The sequence below is a fragment of the Phenylobacterium sp. genome (genome assembly GCF_041691455.1).
In the GTDB taxonomy this organism is placed as follows: Bacteria; Pseudomonadota; Alphaproteobacteria; order Caulobacterales; family Caulobacteraceae; genus Phenylobacterium.
Window position 1 is genome coordinate 139537 of the sequence record NZ_JBEPUO010000001.1, and the last position, 18821, is coordinate 158357.

Sequence of the window (18821 nt, forward strand, 5' to 3'; positions counted from 1 at the left end):
TGACCGTAGGCGGCTTGGGAGGGCTCCATGGTTGCGACCCGTTGGAAGGCGAAGGCGCTCGCGGGCGCGCTCAGCCTCGCCATCCTGCCGAACCTCGCCACGGCCCAGCCGCCGGCGGCGAACGCCGGCTACAAGTCGCCGCGCGACGCCTATGGCCACCCGGACCTGCAGGGCGTCTGGACCAACGTCGCCCTCACCCGCCTGGAGCGCAATCCGAAGTATGGCGCGGGCCTGGTGCTGACCGAGGCCGAGACGAAGAAGATCGAGGCCAGGACCAAGGCGCAGATCGATCTCGGCAACAAACCCACCGACCCCAACGCCAAGGTCACCGACCTGCCCGCCGACTGCTCGGGCGGCCGCGGCACCGATTGCAACTACAACGCCGCCTGGACCGATCCCGGCAGCGTGGTGATGCGGGTGAACGGCCAGCCCCGGAACGGCTTCATCACCTCCACGCCGGACGGCCGCGTGCCGATGCGCAAGGACGTGCGCGTCAATCCGTTCGGCCGCGCCCTGCCGCCGGGCAAGAGCCCCAGCGACAACCCCGAGACCCGCGCCTTGGGCGAGCGGTGCCTGCTGTCCTTCGGCAATTCCTCGGGCCCGGTGATGCTGCCCGGCCTCTACAACAACACCTATCAGTTCGTGCAGACCAGGGATCAGGTCGTCATCGACGTGGAGATGGTGCACGACGCGCGCATCGTCCGCCTGAACACCAGCCAGCACCTGCCGGACTCCGTGCGGCCCTGGATGGGCGATTCCATCGGCCGCTGGGAAGGCGACACCCTGGTGGTCGAAACCACCAACTTCCACCCGGAACAGGTCTTCCGCGGGGCCTCGGCCCACCTGAAGGTCACCGAGCGGTTCACCCGCACGGCCAAGGACCGGATTCGCTACGCCTTCTGGGTGGACGATCCGACGGTCTTCGCCCAGCCCTGGGGCGGCGAATATGAGTTCTCGCGCATCACGGGCCAGATCTACGAATACGCCTGCCACGAGGGGAACTACGGACTGGTGGGCATCCTGCAGGGCGCGCGCGAGGAAGACCGCACCGGCCACAAGACCGCGCCCACCAATATCGACCAGAAGGCCAAGGCCGCGGACGCCGAGGACGGCGAGGGCTAGTCGCGGACCCGGGAGTAGATGAAGCAGTCGCTGGGCTCGTCCGGCGACGAATAGCCCGCCTTGCGCAGGATGCCTTCGCTCGCATAGCCGCAGTTCTCGGCCAGCCGCGCCGAGGCGTCATTCCAGGTCTCGATGATCAGCTGCAGGCGGTGGCACCAGTCGTGCCCGGCGAACAGCAGGTCGGAGAACAGCCTGAGCGCCTCGGAGGCGTAGCCTTTCCCGCGATCGTCCTCGTCATGGAGGATGTAGCCGATCTCCAGGCCGTGGATGCCCGGGCCGGCCCGGTAGAACTGCAGGGTGCCGATCAGCCGGCCGCCGTCCGTCGCCTCGATGGCGCAAGCCCCGGCGTCGGGTGTCCAGAAACCGGTCTTGTCGTAGACCTCCCGAGCCCGCGCGGGGTCGGTCATCGGCTCGGTGATCGAGAGCGTGTAGAGGTGCGCGGTGGCGGCCTTCAGGTCGCGTACGCCGATCGTGCGCAGGCGCACCTTCTGGCCATCGGCGAGGATCATGTGCGGGTCAGCCTCCGGCAGAGCTCGTCGAGCTGTTCGAGCGTCGCGTATTTGATCTTGAGTTCGCCGGCGCCGCCGCGGTCGGCGATGTCGACGCTCATGCCGAGCGCATCCTCCAGATCGGTCTCCAGGGCGGCGGTGTCGGTGTCCTTGCCGCCCCGGCGCTTCCCGGCGGGCTTCTTGGGGGCGACGGCCCGGCCCTTGGCCAGGTTCTCCGCGTCGCGGACGGAAAGGCCTTTCTCGACAATGGCTTGAGCCAGAACTTCCGGATAGGCGGCGCTGAGGATCGCCCGCGCATGGCCGGCCGTCAGGCGGCCGAACAGCACGTGATCCTGTACACTGTCGGGCAGCTGCAGCAGGCGAAGGGTGTTGGCCACGTGGCTGCGCGACTTGCCGACCGCGCTCGCCGCCTTGTCCTGGGTGTAGGCCATCCGGCGCATCAGGGAGGCGTAGGCCTGGGCCTCCTCCATGGCGTTGAGGTCCTCGCGCTGCACGTTCTCGACGACGGCGATCTCGAAGGCCTTGTCGTCGTCGAGCACCCGGATCAGCGCCGGGATGACGGTCAGCCCCGCCTGCTGCGCCGCCCGCCAGCGGCGCTCGCCGGCGACGATCTCATATTCGCCCGGCGTCTTGGGCGACGGCCGCACCAGGATCGGCTGCAGGACGCCCTTGTCGCGGATCGAGGCTTCCAGCTCACCGATCTCGGCCTCGGAGAAATGCCGGCGCGGCTGGTCGGGATTGCGGTGGACCAGCTCGATGGGAATGTCGCGCGTGCCGTCGCTCGGCGCCTGGCCGTCGCCCGCGTCGTCCAGCAGGGCCGAAAGCCCGCGGCCCAATCCTCTGCGGCCCTCGGCCATCGAAATCTCCTACGCCTCCCTAAGCCGGCACTTTGCGGCGCGCGCGCTCGCGCAGCACCACCTCGCGGGCGAGCCGCAGATAGGCCTGGCTCCCCGCGCACTTCAGATCGTAGACCAGCGCCGGCTTGCCGAACGACGGCGCCTCGGAGACCCGAACGTTCCGCGGAATCACCGTCTGGTAGACCGTCTCCCCGAAATGTGACCGCACGTCGTCGCCGACCTGGGCCGAGAGGCCGTTGCGGCGGTCGAACATGGTCAGCACGATCCCCTGGATCTCCAGCTTCGGATTGAGGCTCGCTCGGACCATCTCGATGGTGCGCATCAGCTGGCTCAGTCCCTCCAGCGCGAAGAACTCGCACTGCAGCGGCACCAGGACGGCGTCCGCCGCGGCCATGGCGTTGACGGTCAGGAGGTTCAGCGACGGGGGGCAGTCGATCAGCACATAGCTGTAGCTCCCCGCCTGGCGGACGAGGTCGAGGGCGTCCTTGAGCTTGAAGGACCGGCGAGGCTGCTGGGCCAGCTCCATCTCGATGCCCGAGAGGTCCGGGTCGGAGGGCGCGATATGCAGGCCGGGCACCGAGGTCTTCACCACCGCCTCCAGCACCGTCTTCTCGCCCATCAGCACGTCATAGAGGGTGTGCTTGCGCTGGGCGTGGGGGATGCCCAGGCCGGTGGAAGCGTTGCCCTGGGGGTCGGAATCGATCAGCAGCACCCGCTCGCCGACCGCGGCCAGGGCCGTGCCGAGGTTGATGGCGGTTGTGGTCTTGCCCACCCCGCCCTTCTGGTTGGCGACAACCAGGACACGCAACTCACGCTCAGACCCTACGGGCACGGCCAAGCCTCTTCACGCGAACGATTCGGCCCCGGGGGTCACTCTTAGACGGCACGACGTCGGCCTCATATTCCCAATATCTAGCCGCTTCCCTCATCTCGGACACAACATCTTGACCCTTCAGGAAGAGGCCGGTCGCGCCCGACTGGAGGTAGGGCTGGGCATACCCGAGCAGGCGGTGAAGCGGGGCACAAGCCCGCGCGGCGACGATCTCCACAGTTAGATCGAGGTTTTCCGCACGCGCGTTGTGGACGGTGGCGGGAAGCTCCAACGCCTCCACCACCTCCCCGAGAAACTTGCAGCGCTTGGTCATGCTCTCCACGAGGTCGACGTGGAAGCCCATCACGCCCTTGCCGAGTATGGCCAGCACCAAGCCCGGCAGGCCGGCGCCCGCGCCCAGATCCGCCCAGGACCGGGCCTCGGGCGCCAGCCGGATCAGTTGGGCGGAGTCCCAGGCGTGACGCGACCAGAAGTCCGGTAGGGAGGCGGGCCCGATGAGGTTCATGACCGCATTGCGCTCGGCCAGCATGAGCCGGAACCGCTCCAGGTCGGCGACCTGCGCGGCCGTGGCGCCGCTGACCGCGGCGAACCCCTCGGCGTCCATCAAGGGCTGGGCCTCAGGCGGCGCGGCGACGGACATGGGCCAGCAGGGCGGTGAGCGCTCCGGGCGTGACGCCCTCGATCCGGGCCGCCTGGCCGAGCGTCAAGGGTTTGACGGTGCTCAGCTTTTCCCGGGCCTCATTGGAAAGTCCGCCCACGGCGGAATAGTCGAGCGCGGCCGGCAGGGTCAGGTCTTCGTCGCGGCGGAAGGCGGCCACGTCGGCGGCCTGGCGGTCGAGATAGCCGGCGTAGGAGGCGTCGATCTCCACCTGCTCGCGCACGGCCGGCGCCCAGGCGCCGATCTCAGGCCACACCCGCACCAGGTCTTCGAAAGCGATGGTCGGATAGGCCAGGAGCTCGGTCAGGTTGCGCCGCTGGCCGTCGGCCTTGACCGGCAGCCCGGCCTTCTCCGCCTGGGAGGGCGTGAGCGTCAGGCCGGCCGCAGTGGCGCGGGCCGCCGCCAAGGCTCGGGCCTTCTCGCCGAAGGCCTTGGCGCGCACGGACCCGACCGCGCCCAGGGCCTCGCCCTTGGCGGTCAGCCGCTGGTCGGCGTTGTCGGCGCGCAGGATCAGGCGGAACTCCGCGCGGCTGGTGAACATCCGGTAGGGCTCGGTGACGCCGCGGGTGACCAAGTCGTCGATCAGCACGCCGATATAGGCCTCGTCACGGGCGAAAGCGGCGGCGTCCGCCCCGGACGCGGCCCGCGCGGCGTTCAGGCCGGCCACCAGGCCTTGCGCGCCGGCCTCCTCGTAGCCCGTCGTGCCGTTGATCTGGCCGGCCAGGTAGAGGCCCGGCAGGCGCTTGGCCTCCAGCGTCGGATAGAGCTCGCGGGGGTCCACATAGTCGTACTCGATGGCGTAGCCGTAGCGCTTCACCCGCACCGCCTCGAGACCGGGGATGGTCCTCAGGAAGAGGTCCTGGGTCTCCTCGGACACCGAGGTCGAGATGCCGTTCGGATAGACCGTGTCGTCGTCGAGGCCCTCCGGCTCAAGGAAGATCTGGTGACTGGTCTTGTCGGCGAAGCGGACCACCTTGTCCTCGATCGAGGGGCAGTAGCGCGGGCCGATCCCGGTCGCCCGGCCGCCGTAGACCGCTGATTCAGTGAGCCTTTCGGCGATGATCCTGTGGGTCTCGGCTGTCGTGTAGGTGATGCCGCAGTCGATCTGCGGCGTGGTGATCGCCGCGGTCAGGAAGGAGAACGGCACGGGCTCGGCGTCGGCCGCCTGCATCTCCAGCCGGTCCCAGGCGATGGTCCTGCCGTCGAGCCGCGCCGGCGTTCCGGTCTTGAGGCGGCCCATCTTCAGACCCGACGCATAGAGCCGGTCGGAGAGGCCGATGGCCGGCGCGTCGCCCACCCTCCCGGCGGGGATGCGCTGCTCACCGCGGTGGATCACGCCCTTCAGGAAGGTGCCGGTGGTCAGCACCACCCGACCGGCGCGGTAAGCCTCGCCGCTGGCGCCGAGCACGCCGACCACGACGCCGTCCTCGACGATCAGGTCCTCGACGGCCTCGGCGACGATGGTCAGGTTAGGGGTGGCGGCAAGCTCCGCCTGCATGGCCTCGCGGTAGAGCCGCCGGTCGATCTGCGAGCGCGGGCCGCGCACCGCCGCGCCCTTGGAACGATTCAGCAGCCGGAACTGGATGCCCGCCACATCGCCAAGCCGGCCCATCAGGCCGTCGAGCGCATCGATCTCCCGGACTAGGTGCCCCTTGCCGAGGCCGCCGATCGCCGGATTGCAGCTCATCTCGCCAATGGTTTCGAGCTTGTGGGTGAGCAGCAGGGTGCGCGCGCCGAACCGCGCCGCAGCCGCAGCCGCCTCGCAGCCGGCATGTCCGCCGCCGATGATGATCACGTCCCAGGTCATGGAGCGCGTCATATAGTCGAAGGGCGGCCCTGTTTCACGTGAAACACTATTTGCCGATGCAAAAGGTCGCGAAGATGCGGCCGAGCACCTGTTCGGGGTCGATGCGGCCGGTGATCCGGTCGAGGGCGCGGGCCGCCAGACGGACATCCTCGGCGGCCAGTTCGAGGGCGTTGTCCTCGGCCAGCGCGTGGCGCAGGCGCTCGGCCGCCTCGGTGAGCAGCTCCTTGTGGCGCAGCCGGGTCGCGGCCGGCGGCTCGCCCCCGGCCAGGGCCTCGACCACCGTCTCGGTCAGGGAGCGTTCCAGCCAGGCGACGTCGTTAGGGCTCTTGGCGGTGAAGGGCTCCCCTGGCAGGCCCTCGAGCCCCTCGCCCAGGTCGCGTTTGGTCAGCAGCACGATGTCGCCGCGCTTGAGCACCGCCGGAACCTCGGGCTCCGCGTCGCCGTAGCCGTCCACCAGCCAGACCCGCAGGCCCGCGGTCTCCGCCCAGGCCTCGGCGCGGCGGACGCCCTCGGCCTCGATCTCGTCGTCGGTGCGGCGCAGGCCGGCGGTGTCGGCGACGATCACCTTGTAACCCCCCAGCACCATGGGGACTTCGATGATGTCCCGCGTGGTCCCTGGTATGGCCGAGACGATGGCGGCCGCGCGCCCGGCGAGTGCGTTGAGCAGGGTGCTCTTGCCGGCGTTGGGGGCGCCCAGCAGCGCGATGCGGAACCCTTCCCTCACCTGCTCGCCTCGGTCGACGTCCGCGGCGGCGGCTTCCAGCTCGTCGGCCAGAATCTCCAGGATCGGCCGCGCGCGCCCGGCGACGTCGGCCGGCACCTCCTCGTCGGGGAAGTCGACGGCCGCCTCCAGCATGGCCGAGGCGCGGATCAGCCCGTCGCGCCAGCGGGCCTGCACGCCGGAGAGCCGGCCGCCGAGCTGGGCCAGCGCCTGGGCCCGCTGGGCCTCGGTCTCCGCGTCGATCAGGTCGGCGACGCCCTCGGCCTGGGCGAGGTCGAGCTTGCCGTGCTCGAAGGCGCGGCGGGTGAATTCGCCGGGCTCGGCCAGCCGTAGCCCCTGGGCCGACAGCGCCGCGACCAGGGCGCCGACCACCGCCGGTCCGCCATGGATGTGGAATTCGGCGCTGTCCTCTCCGGTGTAGCTGCCGGGCGCCGGGAACCAGAGCACAAGCCCCTCATCGATCCGCCGCCCCACGGCGTCCTTCAGCGCCCTCAGGCTCGCCCGCCGCGCCGTCGGCAGCCGCCCGGCGATCGCGCGCACCGCCTCGGCGGTGTTCGGGCCCGACAGCCGCACCACGGCCACCGCCGCGCGACCCGCCGCCGTGGCGGGCGCGAAGATCGTGTCGGTCATTTCTTGGTCGTAGCGGCGCTCATCCCGACTTCCATCAGCTTGCGAAAGTGCTCCTGGGCGCCGGCCCCGAAGCTCATCCAGTTCTTCACCAGCTCGTCGGGCGAAATCATCGTCATGTTGGCGTCGATCCGCTTCTTCATCTCGCCGACCAGATGGTCGTTGAGCGCGCTGACATCCGGCAGCCCCAGGAAGCGCCGCGCCTCCTCTGGCGTGCAATCCACCTCGATGGTCATCTTCATGGCCGAATTCCCCGTTCGGATTGCATATGGCCGTGGAGTGGCCGCTCGCGCTAGTAGCGCGGGACAACAAAGCCCGGAACAGGAGCCGATCATGGTCGAGCGCACGACGATCACCGCCAAGGACGGGACCTTCTCGGCCTACGTCGCCCGGCCGAGCCGCTCGCCCGCGCCGGCTGTGGTGGTCATCCAGGAGATCTTCGGGGTGAACCAGGTGATGCGCGACATCACCGATGGCCTGGCGGCCCAGGGCTACCTGGCGATCTGTCCGGACCTCTTCTGGCGGATCGAGCCCGACATCGACATCACCGACCACTCCGAGGCCGAGTGGAAACGGGCCTTCGAGCTGTTCAACGCCTTCGACGTCGAGGCCGGCGTCGGTGATATCGCCGCGACCGTCGCCCACATCCGCAAGGACGCGGGCTGCAACGGCAAGGTGGGCGCGGTGGGCTATTGCCTGGGCGGCCAGCTCGCCTTCCTCACCGCCACCCGCACCGACGCCGATGCTTCGGTCTCCTACTATGGCGTCGGCCTGGAGAACCGCGTGGCCGAGGCCGAGGCCGAGAAGCTGACCCACCCTCTGCTCATGCACATCGCCGAGGAGGACCAGTTCGTGCCCAAGCCCGCCCAGGCCGTGATCCTGGCGGCGCTCAAGGACCACCCGCAGATCGAGATCCACACCTATCCCGGCTGCGACCACGCCTTCGCCCGAGAGGGCGGCGACCACTTCAACGTTGAGGCGGCCAAGCTCGCCAACGGCCGCACCCTCACCTTCTTCCAGAAGACCCTCGGCTGATGCGCGCGATCCGCTTTTCCCAGACCGGCGGCCCCGAGGTCCTCGAGCTCGTCGAGGTCGACATGCCCGAGCCGCGGCCCGGCCAGATCCTGGTCCGCCATCAGGCGGTGGGGATCAACTTCATCGACACCTACCAGCGCTCCGGCCTCTATCCGATGAAGCTGCCGTCCGGCCTGGGGTCGGAGGCCGCCGGCGTCGTGGAGGCCGTGGGCGACGGGGTCACCCGCTTCAAGGTCGGCGACCTGGCGGCCTATGCCGGGACGCCCGGCGCCTATGCCGACGCCAACACCGTGGTCGCCGACCGCGCGGTGAAGCTCCCGGCCGGCGTCGACGCGCGCACGGCCGCGGCGGCCCTGTTGAAGGGCATGACCGTCGAGTTCCTGATCCGCCGCCTGCACCGCGTGGAGGCCGGCGAGACGATCCTGGTCCACGCGGCCGCCGGCGGGGTGGGTCAGATCATGGTCCAGTGGGCCAAGGCCCTGGGCGCCGTGGTCATCGCCACGGTGGGCTCCGAGGAGAAGGCCGCCCGGGTGCGCGCGCTCGGCGCCGACCATGTGATCCTCTATCGCGAGCAGGACGTGGCCGCGGCGGTCCGCCAGATCACCGACGGCAAGGGCGTGCCGGTAGCCTACGACTCGGTGGGCAAGGACACCTTCGACGGCACGCTGGGCAGCCTGGCGCGGCGAGGCCTGTTCGTCAGCTTCGGCAACGCCTCCGGCCCGCCGCCGCCGGTCGAGGCGCGGCGGCTGATGCTCGGCGGCTCGCTGTTCTTCACCCGACCGACCATGGGCGACTATCAGGCCACCACCGAGGAGCTCGACGCCAGCGCCGCGGCGCTGTTCGAGATGATCGAGTCGGGCAAGGTCAGCGTCGAGATCGGCCAGACCTTCCCGCTCGCGGAGGCCCGCAAGGCCCACGAAGCGCTGGAAAGCCGAGCGACGATCGGGGCGAGCCTGCTCATTCCGTGACAACCGCAGCGCGAGCCTCGGCTCGCGCGATCGGTAACTGTTTCACGTGAAACACAAGTAGGGCCTGGCCATACCGGGTCAAACGGCGGCCACGGCTCGCTGATAGGCCGGCCTGGTCTTCAGTCCAGCCTCGTAGGCCAGCACCGAGACGGGCAGCAATTCGTGCAGGCCGGAGAGCTCCGAAAGGCCCAGCACATAGCCGACCGAGAGGTCCGCGAGCGTCAGACGCCCCGCCGCCAGGAACGCGCGGCCGTCCGCCAGAACCCGCTCGATGACCCCAAGGCGTAGGGCGAACGCCGCGCGGCCTTCGGCCAGCGCCGCATCCAGACGCGGCCCGAAACGCCGGGCCCAGGCTAGCGGCGGGCTCAGTGTCCCTTCCCCGAAATGCAGGAACTGCAGGTAGTCGGCGAACCCCGGCTCGTCGGCGCGGACGACCAGCGGCCCGCCGAACCTGCTGTTCAGGTATTCGCAAATCGCCAGGCTCTCGATCAGGGTGAGGTCGCCGTCCTCCATCGCCGGAAGGGCGCCGGCCGGGCTGATCGCGAAATAGTCCGGGTGGTGGACCCTGGGCGGGAAGGTCAGGGCGACGACCTCATAGGGCGCGCCCAGCTCTTCGAGCGCCCAGAGCACGCGGAGCGACCGCGTGCCCTTCGACGCATAGACCTTGATCATGGCCGCCCCCGTGGCGGGATCCGCCTAGGTGTTCATCGACTGGAAGAATTCTTCGTTGGTCTTGGACGAGCGGAGCTTGTCGAGCAGGAACTCGATGGCGTCCTGGGCGCCCATGGGCCCAAGGATCCGGCGCAGGATGTAGGTCTTGGTCAGGTGTTCCTTCGGGGTGATCAGCTCTTCCTTGCGGGTGCCGGACTTGATCACGTCGATGGCCGGATAGACCCGCTTGTCGGCGACCTTGCGGTCGAGCACGATTTCCGAGTTACCGGTGCCCTTGAACTCTTCGAAGATCACCTCGTCCATCCGGCTGCCGGTGTCGATCAGGGCGGTGGCGATGATGGTCAGCGAGCCGCCTTCCTCGATGTTACGCGCCGCGCCGAAGAAGCGCTTCGGGCGCTGCAGGGCGTTGGCGTCGACGCCGCCGGTCAGCACCTTGCCCGACGAGGGGACGGTGGTGTTGTAGGCGCGGCCAAGGCGGGTGACGCTGTCCAGAAGGATCACCACGTCGCGCTTGTGCTCGACCAGGCGCTTGGCCTTTTCGATAACCATTTCAGCGACTTGCACGTGCCGCGTGGCGGGCTCGTCGAAGGTCGAGGAGATCACCTCGCCCTTCACGGTGCGCTGCATGTCGGTGACTTCTTCCGGGCGCTCGTCGATCAGCAGGACGATCAGGTAGCACTCGGGATGGTTGGTCTCGATCGACTTGGCGATGTTCTGCAGCATCACCGTCTTGCCGACCCGCGGCGGCGAGGTGATCAGGCAGCGCTGGCCCTTGCCGAGCGGGGCCACGATATCGATCACCCGGCCGGAGCGGTCCTTGAGGGTGGGATCGTCGATCTCCATCCGCAGGCGCTGGTCGGGATAGAGCGGCGTCAGGTTGTCGAACAGCACCTTGTGGCGGACGTTCTCGGGGTTCTCGAAGTTGGTCAGGTCGACCTTCACCAGGGCGAAGTAGCGCTCGCCCTCGCGCGGCGCGCGCACCGCGCCGTCCACGGTGTCGCCGGTCCGCAGGCCGAATTTCCGGATTTGTGAGGGGCTGACATAGATGTCGTCGGGGCCGGGCAGGTAGTTGGCCTCCGGCGAGCGCAGGAAGCCGAAGCCGTCCTGCACCACTTCCAGGGTGCCGGAACCCGAGATCTCGACGCCCTCCTCCGCGAGGGTCTTCAGGATCGCGAACATCATGTCCTGCTTGCGCATGGAGTTGGCGTTCTCGATCTCGAAGAGCTCGGCGAAGGCCAGCAGGTCGGCGGGCGCCTTGTCCTTCAGCTCCTGCAGGCTCATGCGGGTGAGCCCCATGGAGGCGATGGTGTTGGCGATCTCGGAGGGTTCTTCCGGTTCGCCGGCGGCCTCGGCCTCTTCGGCCGCGGTCTCAGCAGCCAGCTCGGCGCCCGCGGTTTCCACGGCTTCGGCGTCTTCGGGGGCGGTCGGTTCGGAATTGTCGTCTTGCATTGAATTCACTCGTGTTCGCCCACGGGCGGAGCGGACTCCGGGCGTGGACTTCTAGATGATGTGGACGCCTCGCGGGCGCCGATGTGTTTCGTCTTCGTGGGGGCCGGACCGATCCTCGCGTCTACGCGCGTGGCGGCCGGAGATAAGGCGGGGCGCGCCCTTGTCGGGGACGCGTACGGGATCGGAACCACAGACGCGGGCCCCGGTCAAGCAAACCGGCGTCGCAAGCTAGGGGTGGCCGAACTCGGTGGTGACCGCCAGGACCATGACAATCGCCGCCAGGAAGGGCAACTCGTTGGTCATCCGCCAGAACTTCGCGGGGCGGTCCCGACGGCCGGCGACGAAGCCTTTCCGGGCCCTGCTGAGATAGTGATGCCAGCCGGTGAGGAAAAGCACCCCGGCCAGTTTGGTGATCATCCAGGGCTCCAGCAGGAAGCGCCAGCCGTCGCCGTGCCGGTGCGCGTCGACCCAGATAAGCCCCACGCCGAACAGCCAGGCCATGACCATCGCCGGGTTCATGATGATCCGCAGGAGCTTGCCTTCCCAGACCTGGAAGTGGGCGTCGAACGGGCTGCCCGGCGGCGCCGTCTCGGTGTGATAGGCGAACAGCCTGGGCAGGTAGAGCAACCCCGCCATCCAGGCGATCACCGCCAGGATGTGGAGACCCCGCAGTAGGTCGTAGACGCCGTCGTAGGTCATGCCGCCGCCCCTGTCCGCAGGGCGCATTTCGCATGGCCGGCGGGACACCGCCAAGGGCCGTGCGGCGCGACACCGCCCTCGCGGCCCGCCGCTTCGAGGACCGTTCGCGCCAGTTCGTCGACGAAGGCGCTCGCGATGCCCGGGGTCGGCGCCCGTAGATAGGGCGAACAGCCGACCTCCCGCGCCAGGGCCGCATATTCGTGGTCGAGCTCGACCAGCGTCTCCACATGCTCGGAGACGAAGGCGATGGGCGCGATCAGCACGCCCTTCCGATCGGCCCCGGCCCGCCGGATCTCATCGTCGGTGGAGGGTTTGAGCCATTGCAGCCGCCCCACCCGGCTCTGGAAACAGACCCGCCAGTCGGCCAGCTCGGGCAGCTGCGCCGCGATCGCCTCGGCCGTGGCCTCGATCTGCGCGCGGTAGGGATCGCCGGCGTCGACAATCTGTTGCGGCAGGCCGTGGGCGGAGAACAGCAGCCGCACACCCCGCGGCTTGCCGGCCGCCTCCCAGACCTCGCGGATCGCCTGGGCGTGGGCCTCGATCAGCCCGCGCGCCGTCGGATAGCAGCAGACCGTGCGCGAGCGGCCCGGTCCCCGATAGACCTTGAGCCAATCCTCCACCGATGAGGCGGTCGTCGTGGTCGAGTACTGCGGATAGAGCGGCAGCAGCACGATCTCGTTCGGCGCGAAGGCCGCGACCTCGGCGGCGGTCTCCTTCGCGAGCGGCTTCCAGTAGCGCATGGCGATGAAGCAGCGGGCCTCGACGTCCGGCGCCTTGGCCTTAAGCGCCGTCTCCAGCACCCGTGCCTGGGCCCGGGTTTCGGCCAGCAGCGGCGAGGCGCCGCCCATGATCGCGTAATTGGCCTGGGCGGTCTTCTCGCGCGTCGTGGAGATCAGGGCCGCCAGCGGATAGCGCGCCACCGCCGGCAGGGAGATGATGGCCGGATCACGGAACAGATTGAAAAGAAACGGCTTTACGGCCTTCAGGCGATCCGGCCCGCCGAGATTGAACAGGACGACGGCAAGCTTGGTCACTCGGCGGCCATGGCCTTCGCCGGCTTACCGGTCACCCGCGCCACGACCCGGGCGATATGCTCGACGGGGGTGTCGGGCATGACCCCGTGACCGAGGTTGAAGATGTAGGGCCCGTCGCTCCACTGGGCGAGCAGGCCTTCGACCCGGGCGTCCAGCGCCGGCCCGCCGGCCCGCAGCAACAGGTTGTCGAGCGCGCCCTGGATGGTCTTGCCACCCGCCTGCAGCCGGCGGCCGAGCTCCGCGCTGGCCTGGGTGTCGAGCGCCACGCCCTCGACCGGCACGGCCCTGGCGTAGGTCTCGACCAGAGCGCCAGCCCCGCGTGGGAAGCCGATGAACGGCGCCGTGACGCCAGCGGCCCGCACCTGCTCCACGATGGCCCGGTGCGGCCTGACGACGATGCGCTCGAAGACATCCTCGGCCAGGCCCTCGGCCCAGCTTTCGAAGATCTTCAGCGCCTGGGCGCCCGAGTTCGCCTGCATGATCAGGTAGCGGGCGGTGGAGTCGACCAGCACCTCCAGCAGGGCATCGAGTTTCTCGGGGTTTTCGTAGGCGAAGGTCCGCGCCGCCGACCGGTCCGAGCTACGGCCCTCGATCATGTAGGTCGCCACCGTCCAGGGTCCGCCGGCGAACCCGATCAGCGCCCGCTCCGGCTCCAGCTCGGCCCGCACGCGGGCAAGCGTCTCTCCGACAGCCGACAACCGCTCCGTCGAAGCCTCGACCTGGTCCGCCAGGGCCGGGATCGTGGGCAGTGGGCCGAGCCTGGGGCCCTCCCCGGCTTCAAACCACAGGTCCTGGCCTAACGCGCGGGGGATCAGCAGGATGTCGGCGAAGACGATCGCCGCATCGAACGGGAAGCGCCGCATCGGCTGCAGCGTGACCTCCGCGGCCATCTCTGGATTCATCGCGAGACTGATGAAGTCCCCGGCCCGGGCGCGGAGCTCGCGGTACTCCGGCAGGCAGCGGCCAGCCTGGCGCATGAACCAGATCGGCGGCCGGTCCAGGGTCTCGCCGGACAGCGCGCGCAGGAGGCGTGGGGTCTCGCTCATCAGCGCCTTAAATCGCCTATGGGCCGAACTCTCAAGCCCAAGGCCCGGTCGATCGTCCGGTCTGCCCTTCTTCCTTCCCTGGAAGACTCTAGAAAAAAGATTGGGACGATGGCGGTAGGGCCTGTCGAGCGGGTGGACGAATCCATCCGTCCGCGCGGGTTTCTGGTCTTCTCCCCAGGCTGTCCGGCGCGGACGCGGGCCCCGTCCCCACGCTGTGAATCGCGGGGACGCCCGGGCAAGACCCCTGCGGGCCTTAAGGTTTCGTTAAGACTTTCGGGGAGGACGGCCGGCGCCGATGTTTCCGTCCCGAGCCTGTCGACAAGCCTTCCCAGCCGCCGCGGGGCGGGTCCGAGGGTGTGGGTTAACGGAAGGTAAACGGCTCGTTTCATCCCGCCCATACATGGGGAAGGCCGCTCGGGCCCTGGCGCACGCGATCTATCCCCATTCGCCCCGGCGTTCGCTAAGACTGCTCCACAGGAATCGTCCCCAGGAATCGTTTCTGGGATTTTCGCTCGAAGGCCGCCCGTGACCACGCCCGCTCCAAGGCTAGCCACCTATTTCCATGTCCACCTGGTGTCGGACTCCACCGGCGAGACGCTGAACGCCATGGCGCGCGCGGTCTGCGCCCGGTTCGATAACGTCCTGCCGATCGAGCACATCTATGCCCTGGTCCGCTCGCAGCGCCAGCTCGACCGGGCGCTGGGCGACATCGAGGAAGCGCCGGGCGTGGTGATCCACACCATCGTCGACGACGGCCTGCGCGAGGCGCTGGAGGAGGGCTGCCGGCGGCTCGACATGCCCTGCATCCCGGCGCTCGACCCGCTGGTCTCGGCCATGTCGCGCTACCTGGGCTATTCGACGACGACCCGGGTCGGCGCGCACCTGCGGCTCGACAACGACTATTTCAACCGCATGGACGCGCTCAACTACGCGATCGGCCATGACGACGGCCAGGGCGGCCAGGACCTCGAACAGGCCGACGTGATCCTGGTCGGCGTGTCGCGGACCTCGAAGACGCCGACCTGCATCTACCTGGCGCACCGCGGGGTGCGGGCCGGCAATGTGCCGCTGGTGCCGGGCCGCCCGCCGCCGGATCAGCTGTTCGCGCTGAAGAAGACCCTGGTGGTGGGCCTCTCGATCTCCCCCGACCGGCTGATCCAGATCCGCCGCAACCGGCTGCTGAGCCTCAAGGAGAACCGGGAATCCACCTACATCGACGTGGACGCGGTGCGCGACGAAATCGTCCAGGCCCGCCGGCTCTATGAACGCCAGGGTTGGCCGGTGATCGACGTGACGCGCCGCTCGGTCGAGGAGACGGCGGCCGCGGTGATGAACCTGCTGCATGGCGGCCACGGCCAGGTGGAGGTGCTCGGGTGAACCCAGGCCTCGTCCTGGCCTCGAAGAGCGCCGCGCGCCGCGCGGTGCTGGAAGGCGCGGGGGTGCCCTTCGAGGCGGTGGGATCGGGCGTGGACGAGGACGCGGCAAAGCTTACCCTGCTCGCCAACCGCGCCACGCCGCGTCAGGTCGCCGAGGCCCTGGCCGAGGACAAGGCGATCGCGGTTTCGGTGAGCCGGTCCGAACTGGTCGTGGGCGCCGACCAGACCCTGGAGTTCCAGGGCAAGCTCTACGACAAGGCCGAGACCCTCGCCGAGGCCCGCGAGCGCCTGACCACCCTGCGCGGCAAGCCGCACCAGCTGCATTCGGCGGTGGTGGTGGCCCAGGGCGGCGCGGTCGTCTGGCGCGGGACCCAGAGCGCCACCCTGCGGATGCGCGACTTCTCGGACGCCTTCCTGGAGGACTACCTGGCCGCCGAGGGCGAGGCGGCGCTGGGCTCGGTGGGCTGCTACCGGCTGGAAGGGCTGGGGCTGCAGCTCTTTTCGAAGATCGAGGGCGACTATTTCACCATCCTGGGCCTGCCGATGATGGGTCTCCTGGACCTGTTGCGCCGCCGGGGTGTTCTGACGTCATGAGCAACCTTCCCGCCTATCGCCCGATCACCGGCGCCACCGCCGTCGCCGGCGTCGCCGGCTCTCCCATCGCCCACTCGCTGAGCCCGCTGATCCACAATGCCTGGATTGAGGCGGCCGGTCTGGATGCGGTCTATGTCGCCTTCGCCCCGCCCCCCGACCGCTTCAGCCATTTCGCCGAGGGGATGCGCGGCGGTGCGGTCCGCGGGCTCAATGTCACCCTGCCCTTCAAGGAGGCCGCGCTCAGCGTCGCCCATGAAGTCGGCGAGCGCGCGGAACGGGCCGGGGCGGCCAATCTGCTGATCTTCAACGAGGACGGCTCGATCGTGGCGGACAATGTCGACGGTCTCGGCCTGCTGGGCGCGCTCGCCTCCCAGGCGCCGGGGTTCGACCCGCGATCCGGTCCGGTGGTGGTGATGGGCGCGGGCGGCGCGGCGCGGGGCGCGGCCGCGGCCCTGGTGATGGCCGGCGCCCCTGAGGTCCGGCTGGTCAACCGCACCCTGGCGCGCGCCGAGCTGGTGGCCGGCGCGGTCGGCGGCTCGACCCGGGCCTATCCGCTCGACGCCGCGGCCGAGGCCTTCCGGGATGTCACCCTGGTGGTCAACGCGACCTCGGCCGGCATCGCCAGCGACGACGCGCTCGACCTGCCGCTCGAGGGCATCCCGGCCGGGGCGGTGATGATGGACATGACCTATTCGCCGCTGATCACGCCGTTCCTGTCGCGGGCCAAGCTGCTCGGCCATCCGATCGTCGACGGGCTGGAGATGCTGGTGCGGCAGGCCGGCCCCTCCTTCGAGGCCTTCTTCGGGCGGGTCCCGCCGGCCGAGGTCGATGTCCGGGCGCTCTGCATCGCGGCCCTGGAGGCCAGGACCAAGTGATCCTGATCGGCCTCACCGGCTCCATCGGCATGGGCAAGTCGACGACGGCGGCCATGTTCCGCGAGGCAGGCGTGCCGGTCTATGACGCCGACGCCGCGGTGCACGACCTCTACGACCAGGGCGGCGCGGCGGTCGGACCGGTGGGCGAGGCCTTCCCGGGCGCGATCCGCGACGGCCGGGTCGACCGTGAGGCCCTGCGGCAGGCCGTACTGGGAAACCCCGAGGCCCTGAAGCGGCTGAACGCCATCGTCCACCCGCTGGTCGGGCGCGACCGCGTGGGCTTCTTCGCCAAGGCCGAGGCGGAAGGGGCCGACATGGTGGTGCTGGACATCCCTCTGCTGTTCGAGACCGGCGGCCACGCCAATGTCGACGCCGTGGTGGTGGCCAGCGCGCCCGCGCAGATGCAGCGCGACCGGGTGCTGGCCCGCCCCGGTATGACGCCAGAGCGCCTCGACGCCATCCTCGCCCAGCAACTGGCCGATGTGGAGAAGCGCACCCGCGCCCACTTCGTGGTCGACACGTCGCGAGGCCTGGAGCCGGCTCGCGAGCAGGTGGCGGAGATCATCGCGGTGATGCGCGATCCACAACGCAGGCCGGCCCGCGACCGCACGACCGATTGAACTCCGGGCCCGAACCGGGCCATGAAAGGTCATGGCGCGCGAGATCGTCCTCGATACCGAGACCACAGGCTTCGAGCCCTCCATGGGCCATCGGATGGTGGAGATCGCCTGCCTGGAGATCGACGACTTCGTGCCCACGGGCCGGAGCTTCCACACCTACATCGACCCCTGCCGCGACATGCCGCCGGACGCCGAGCGGGTGCATGGCCTTTCCGGCGCGTTCCTGAGGGGCAAGCCGAGGTTCGAGCATCCGGAGGTGGTCGAAGCCTTCCTGGAGTTCATCGGCGACGCGCCGCTGATCGCCCACAACGCCGGCTTCGACCGCAACTTCATCAACCACGAGCTGGGCGTCACCAATCGCTCGCCGCTGCACGAGAGCCGCTGGGTCGACACCCTGGCGCTCGCCCGGGTGCGCTTCCCGGGGATGCACAATTCGCTCGATGCGCTCTGCAAGCGCTTCAAGATTTCGCTGTCGGAGCGCGACAAGCACGGCGCCCTCGTCGACGCCAAGCTGCTGGCGGCGGTCTATCTGGAGCTGAAGGGCGGCCGCGAGCGCCGGCTGGAGCTGGGCGCAGCCGCCATAGCCACAGCCGCGGTCGCCGCGGCGACCCGCAACGCCTATGGCGTCCGCCCGCGCCCGATGGCGCCGCTCTCCACCGAGGAGGAGCGGCTGATCCACGCGAGCTTTATCCGCGAGGTGGTGAAGAGCGACGAGCTCTGGTCGAGGTTCGGCCTCTGACCCTCTAGGCGTGCCCGACCTGGCCGCCCTGTTCGGCCTTGCGCGCGGCATAGACGCCGGCGAAATCGATCGGATCCAGCAGGAAGGGCGGATAGCCGCCGTCCGAGGTCACGTCGGCGATGATCCGGCGGGCGAACGGGAAGAGGTAGCGCGGGCACTCGATCAGCAGCACCGGCTCCATGTCCTCGGCGGTCACGCCGCTGATCTGGAAGACCCCGCCGTACATCAGCTCGACCACGAAGATCGCGCCGTCGTCGCGGTTGGCCTTGGCCGAGAGCTTCAGGTCGACCTCGTAGAAGCCGTCCTCGCGGCCGCGGGCGTTCATCTCGACGCCGAGGTCGATCTGCGGCTGGGCCGCGCCGCCGCGCAGGCTTTCGGGCGCGCGCGGGTTCTCGAACGACAGGTCGCGGATGAACTGCGCGAGGATCCGGATGCCGGGGCCTTCAGCGCCCAGCGCGGCTTCGGAGGCGGGTTCGGTGGCGCCATTGCCAGCGTCGGTATCGGTCATCGTTCGACTTAAAATCCGTGGTGAGACGACGAAGGGTTCGTGTCTTATTGGTCGGCCGGGCTATCATGGCGCC

21 protein-coding genes are annotated in these 18821 nt (G+C 69.4%); 8 read left to right on the forward strand and 13 right to left on the reverse strand.

The features are described from left to right. The first annotated feature begins 27 nt into the window (after positions 1-27). On the forward strand, positions 28-1122 hold the full coding sequence (locus ACESMY_RS00750) for a hypothetical protein (protein WP_372781180.1): 1095 nt from the start codon (positions 28-30) through the stop codon (positions 1120-1122). Here the strand turns inward: ACESMY_RS00750 and ACESMY_RS00755 are convergent. From ACESMY_RS00755 to ACESMY_RS00785, 7 genes are read right to left on the reverse strand one after another with little or no spacing between them, the layout of a single operon-like run. Then, positions 1119-1631 carry a GNAT family N-acetyltransferase gene (locus ACESMY_RS00755; protein WP_372781182.1) on the reverse strand — a complete coding sequence of 171 codons (513 nt, stop codon included), beginning with the start codon at positions 1629-1631 and terminating at the stop codon, positions 1119-1121. The two genes, ACESMY_RS00750 and ACESMY_RS00755, sit on opposite strands and share 4 nt — an antisense overlap. Beyond that, the gene (locus tag ACESMY_RS00760) at positions 1628-2488 is read right to left on the reverse strand and encodes a ParB/RepB/Spo0J family partition protein (RefSeq protein WP_372781184.1); all 861 of its coding nucleotides are present in this window, start codon (positions 2486-2488) and stop codon (positions 1628-1630) included. Before ACESMY_RS00760 ends, ACESMY_RS00755 begins: the two co-directional genes overlap by 4 nt. A gap of 19 nt (positions 2489-2507) precedes the next feature. Next, complete coding sequence (locus ACESMY_RS00765; protein WP_372781186.1) at positions 2508-3320, reverse strand: ParA family protein; 813 nt, start codon at positions 3318-3320, stop codon at positions 2508-2510. After that, entirely contained in the window at positions 3304-3924 is a 621-nt protein-coding gene (gene rsmG / locus ACESMY_RS00770) for a 16S rRNA (guanine(527)-N(7))-methyltransferase RsmG (protein WP_372782266.1), read from the reverse strand. The genes ACESMY_RS00765 and rsmG overlap by 17 nt, the downstream gene beginning before the upstream one ends. Before the next feature lie 13 nt (positions 3925-3937). Then, positions 3938-5797, reverse strand: coding sequence for a tRNA uridine-5-carboxymethylaminomethyl(34) synthesis enzyme MnmG (gene mnmG / locus ACESMY_RS00775; protein WP_372781188.1), 1860 nt, complete (start codon positions 5795-5797; stop codon positions 3938-3940). A 34-nt stretch (positions 5798-5831) separates the two neighbouring features. Then, positions 5832-7136: a tRNA uridine-5-carboxymethylaminomethyl(34) synthesis GTPase MnmE gene (gene mnmE / locus ACESMY_RS00780; protein WP_372781190.1), complete on the reverse strand. Its 1305-nt coding sequence runs from the start codon at positions 7134-7136 to the stop codon at positions 5832-5834. Further along, positions 7133-7375 carry a DUF6489 family protein gene (locus ACESMY_RS00785; protein WP_372781192.1) on the reverse strand — a complete coding sequence of 81 codons (243 nt, stop codon included), beginning with the start codon at positions 7373-7375 and terminating at the stop codon, positions 7133-7135. The genes mnmE and ACESMY_RS00785 overlap by 4 nt, the downstream gene beginning before the upstream one ends. A 91-nt stretch (positions 7376-7466) precedes the next feature. Here ACESMY_RS00785 and ACESMY_RS00790 point away from each other — a divergent pair, with 91 nt between their 5' ends. Beyond that, entirely contained in the window at positions 7467-8168 is a 702-nt protein-coding gene (locus ACESMY_RS00790) for a dienelactone hydrolase family protein (protein ID WP_372781194.1), read from the forward strand. Continuing rightward, complete coding sequence (locus tag ACESMY_RS00795) at positions 8168-9136, forward strand: quinone oxidoreductase (RefSeq protein ID WP_372781196.1); 969 nt, start codon at positions 8168-8170, stop codon at positions 9134-9136. Before ACESMY_RS00790 ends, ACESMY_RS00795 begins: the two co-directional genes overlap by 1 nt. Before the next feature lie 78 nt (positions 9137-9214). Here ACESMY_RS00795 and ACESMY_RS00800 read toward each other — a convergent pair whose 3' ends face one another. The 5 genes from ACESMY_RS00800 to hemE form a co-directional block, all read right to left on the reverse strand. After that, entirely contained in the window at positions 9215-9808 is a 594-nt protein-coding gene (locus tag ACESMY_RS00800) for a glutathione S-transferase family protein (RefSeq protein ID WP_372781198.1), read from the reverse strand. Positions 9809-9832: 24 nt separating this feature from the next. Beyond that, a complete protein-coding gene (gene rho, locus ACESMY_RS00805; RefSeq protein WP_372781200.1) occupies positions 9833-11257 on the reverse strand; it encodes a transcription termination factor Rho in 1425 nt (474 codons plus the stop codon). Positions 11258-11485: 228 nt separating this feature from the next. Further along, positions 11486-11956, reverse strand: a complete 471-nt coding sequence (locus ACESMY_RS00810; RefSeq protein WP_372781202.1) for a CopD family protein — start codon at positions 11954-11956, stop codon at positions 11486-11488. Then, positions 11953-12990 carry a ferrochelatase gene (gene hemH / locus ACESMY_RS00815; RefSeq protein ID WP_372781204.1) on the reverse strand — a complete coding sequence of 346 codons (1038 nt, stop codon included), beginning with the start codon at positions 12988-12990 and terminating at the stop codon, positions 11953-11955. The genes ACESMY_RS00810 and hemH overlap by 4 nt, the downstream gene beginning before the upstream one ends. Beyond that, positions 12987-14036 (reverse strand): uroporphyrinogen decarboxylase, encoded by a 1050-nt coding sequence (gene hemE, locus ACESMY_RS00820; protein WP_372781206.1) that lies wholly within the window; start codon positions 14034-14036, stop codon positions 12987-12989. Before hemE ends, hemH begins: the two co-directional genes overlap by 4 nt. Before the next feature lie 492 nt (positions 14037-14528). On the opposite strand from hemE, the gene ACESMY_RS00825 reads away from it, so the two are divergent. Genes ACESMY_RS00825 through dnaQ form a run of 5 tightly spaced genes read left to right on the forward strand, consistent with a single transcriptional unit; the run spans position 14529 to position 18240 of the window. Beyond that, a complete protein-coding gene (locus ACESMY_RS00825; RefSeq protein ID WP_372782268.1) occupies positions 14529-15413 on the forward strand; it encodes a pyruvate, water dikinase regulatory protein in 885 nt (294 codons plus the stop codon). Next, positions 15410-16006 carry a nucleoside triphosphate pyrophosphatase gene (locus tag ACESMY_RS00830; protein ID WP_372781208.1) on the forward strand — a complete coding sequence of 199 codons (597 nt, stop codon included), beginning with the start codon at positions 15410-15412 and terminating at the stop codon, positions 16004-16006. Before ACESMY_RS00825 ends, ACESMY_RS00830 begins: the two co-directional genes overlap by 4 nt. After that, on the forward strand, positions 16003-16881 hold the full coding sequence (aroE, locus tag ACESMY_RS00835) for a shikimate dehydrogenase (protein WP_372781210.1): 879 nt from the start codon (positions 16003-16005) through the stop codon (positions 16879-16881). Before ACESMY_RS00830 ends, aroE begins: the two co-directional genes overlap by 4 nt. Beyond that, on the forward strand, positions 16878-17501 hold the full coding sequence (gene coaE / locus ACESMY_RS00840; RefSeq protein WP_372781211.1) for a dephospho-CoA kinase: 624 nt from the start codon (positions 16878-16880) through the stop codon (positions 17499-17501). The genes aroE and coaE overlap by 4 nt, the downstream gene beginning before the upstream one ends. Positions 17502-17532: 31 nt before the next feature. Further along, a complete protein-coding gene (dnaQ, locus tag ACESMY_RS00845) occupies positions 17533-18240 on the forward strand; it encodes a DNA polymerase III subunit epsilon (RefSeq protein ID WP_372781213.1) in 708 nt (235 codons plus the stop codon). A gap of 4 nt (positions 18241-18244) precedes the next feature. Here the strand turns inward: dnaQ and secB are convergent, their stop codons facing one another. Continuing rightward, positions 18245-18748, reverse strand: coding sequence for a protein-export chaperone SecB (gene secB, locus ACESMY_RS00850; RefSeq protein ID WP_372781215.1), 504 nt, complete (start codon positions 18746-18748; stop codon positions 18245-18247). Positions 18749-18821: the final 73 nt, after the last annotated feature.

Bases quoted from the DNA above. Each gene is read 5' to 3' on its own strand.
- mnmG (WP_372781188.1), bottom strand. From the start codon at position 5,797: ATGACGCGCTCCATGACCTGGGACGTGATCATCATCGGCGGCGGACAT.
- ACESMY_RS00750 (WP_372781180.1), top strand. From the start codon at position 28: ATGGTTGCGACCCGTTGGAAGGCGAAGGCGCTCGCGGGCGCGCTCAGC.
- ACESMY_RS00795 (WP_372781196.1), top strand. From the start codon at position 8,168: ATGCGCGCGATCCGCTTTTCCCAGACCGGCGGCCCCGAGGTCCTCGAG.
- rho (WP_372781200.1), bottom strand. From the start codon at position 11,257: ATGCAAGACGACAATTCCGAACCGACCGCCCCCGAAGACGCCGAAGCC.
- ACESMY_RS00755 (WP_372781182.1), bottom strand. From the start codon at position 1,631: ATGATCCTCGCCGATGGCCAGAAGGTGCGCCTGCGCACGATCGGCGTA.
- ACESMY_RS00810 (WP_372781202.1), bottom strand. From the start codon at position 11,956: ATGACCTACGACGGCGTCTACGACCTACTGCGGGGTCTCCACATCCTG.
- secB (WP_372781215.1), bottom strand. From the start codon at position 18,748: ATGACCGATACCGACGCTGGCAATGGCGCCACCGAACCCGCCTCCGAA.
- rsmG (WP_372782266.1), bottom strand. From the start codon at position 3,924: ATGGACGCCGAGGGGTTCGCCGCGGTCAGCGGCGCCACGGCCGCGCAG.
- aroE (WP_372781210.1), top strand. From the start codon at position 16,003: ATGAGCAACCTTCCCGCCTATCGCCCGATCACCGGCGCCACCGCCGTC.
- ACESMY_RS00760 (WP_372781184.1), bottom strand. From the start codon at position 2,488: ATGGCCGAGGGCCGCAGAGGATTGGGCCGCGGGCTTTCGGCCCTGCTG.
- ACESMY_RS00800 (WP_372781198.1), bottom strand. From the start codon at position 9,808: ATGATCAAGGTCTATGCGTCGAAGGGCACGCGGTCGCTCCGCGTGCTC.
- hemE (WP_372781206.1), bottom strand. From the start codon at position 14,036: ATGAGCGAGACCCCACGCCTCCTGCGCGCGCTGTCCGGCGAGACCCTG.
- ACESMY_RS00785 (WP_372781192.1), bottom strand. From the start codon at position 7,375: ATGAAGATGACCATCGAGGTGGATTGCACGCCAGAGGAGGCGCGGCGC.
- mnmE (WP_372781190.1), bottom strand. From the start codon at position 7,136: ATGACCGACACGATCTTCGCGCCCGCCACGGCGGCGGGTCGCGCGGCG.
- ACESMY_RS00790 (WP_372781194.1), top strand. From the start codon at position 7,467: ATGGTCGAGCGCACGACGATCACCGCCAAGGACGGGACCTTCTCGGCC.
- dnaQ (WP_372781213.1), top strand. From the start codon at position 17,533: ATGGCGCGCGAGATCGTCCTCGATACCGAGACCACAGGCTTCGAGCCC.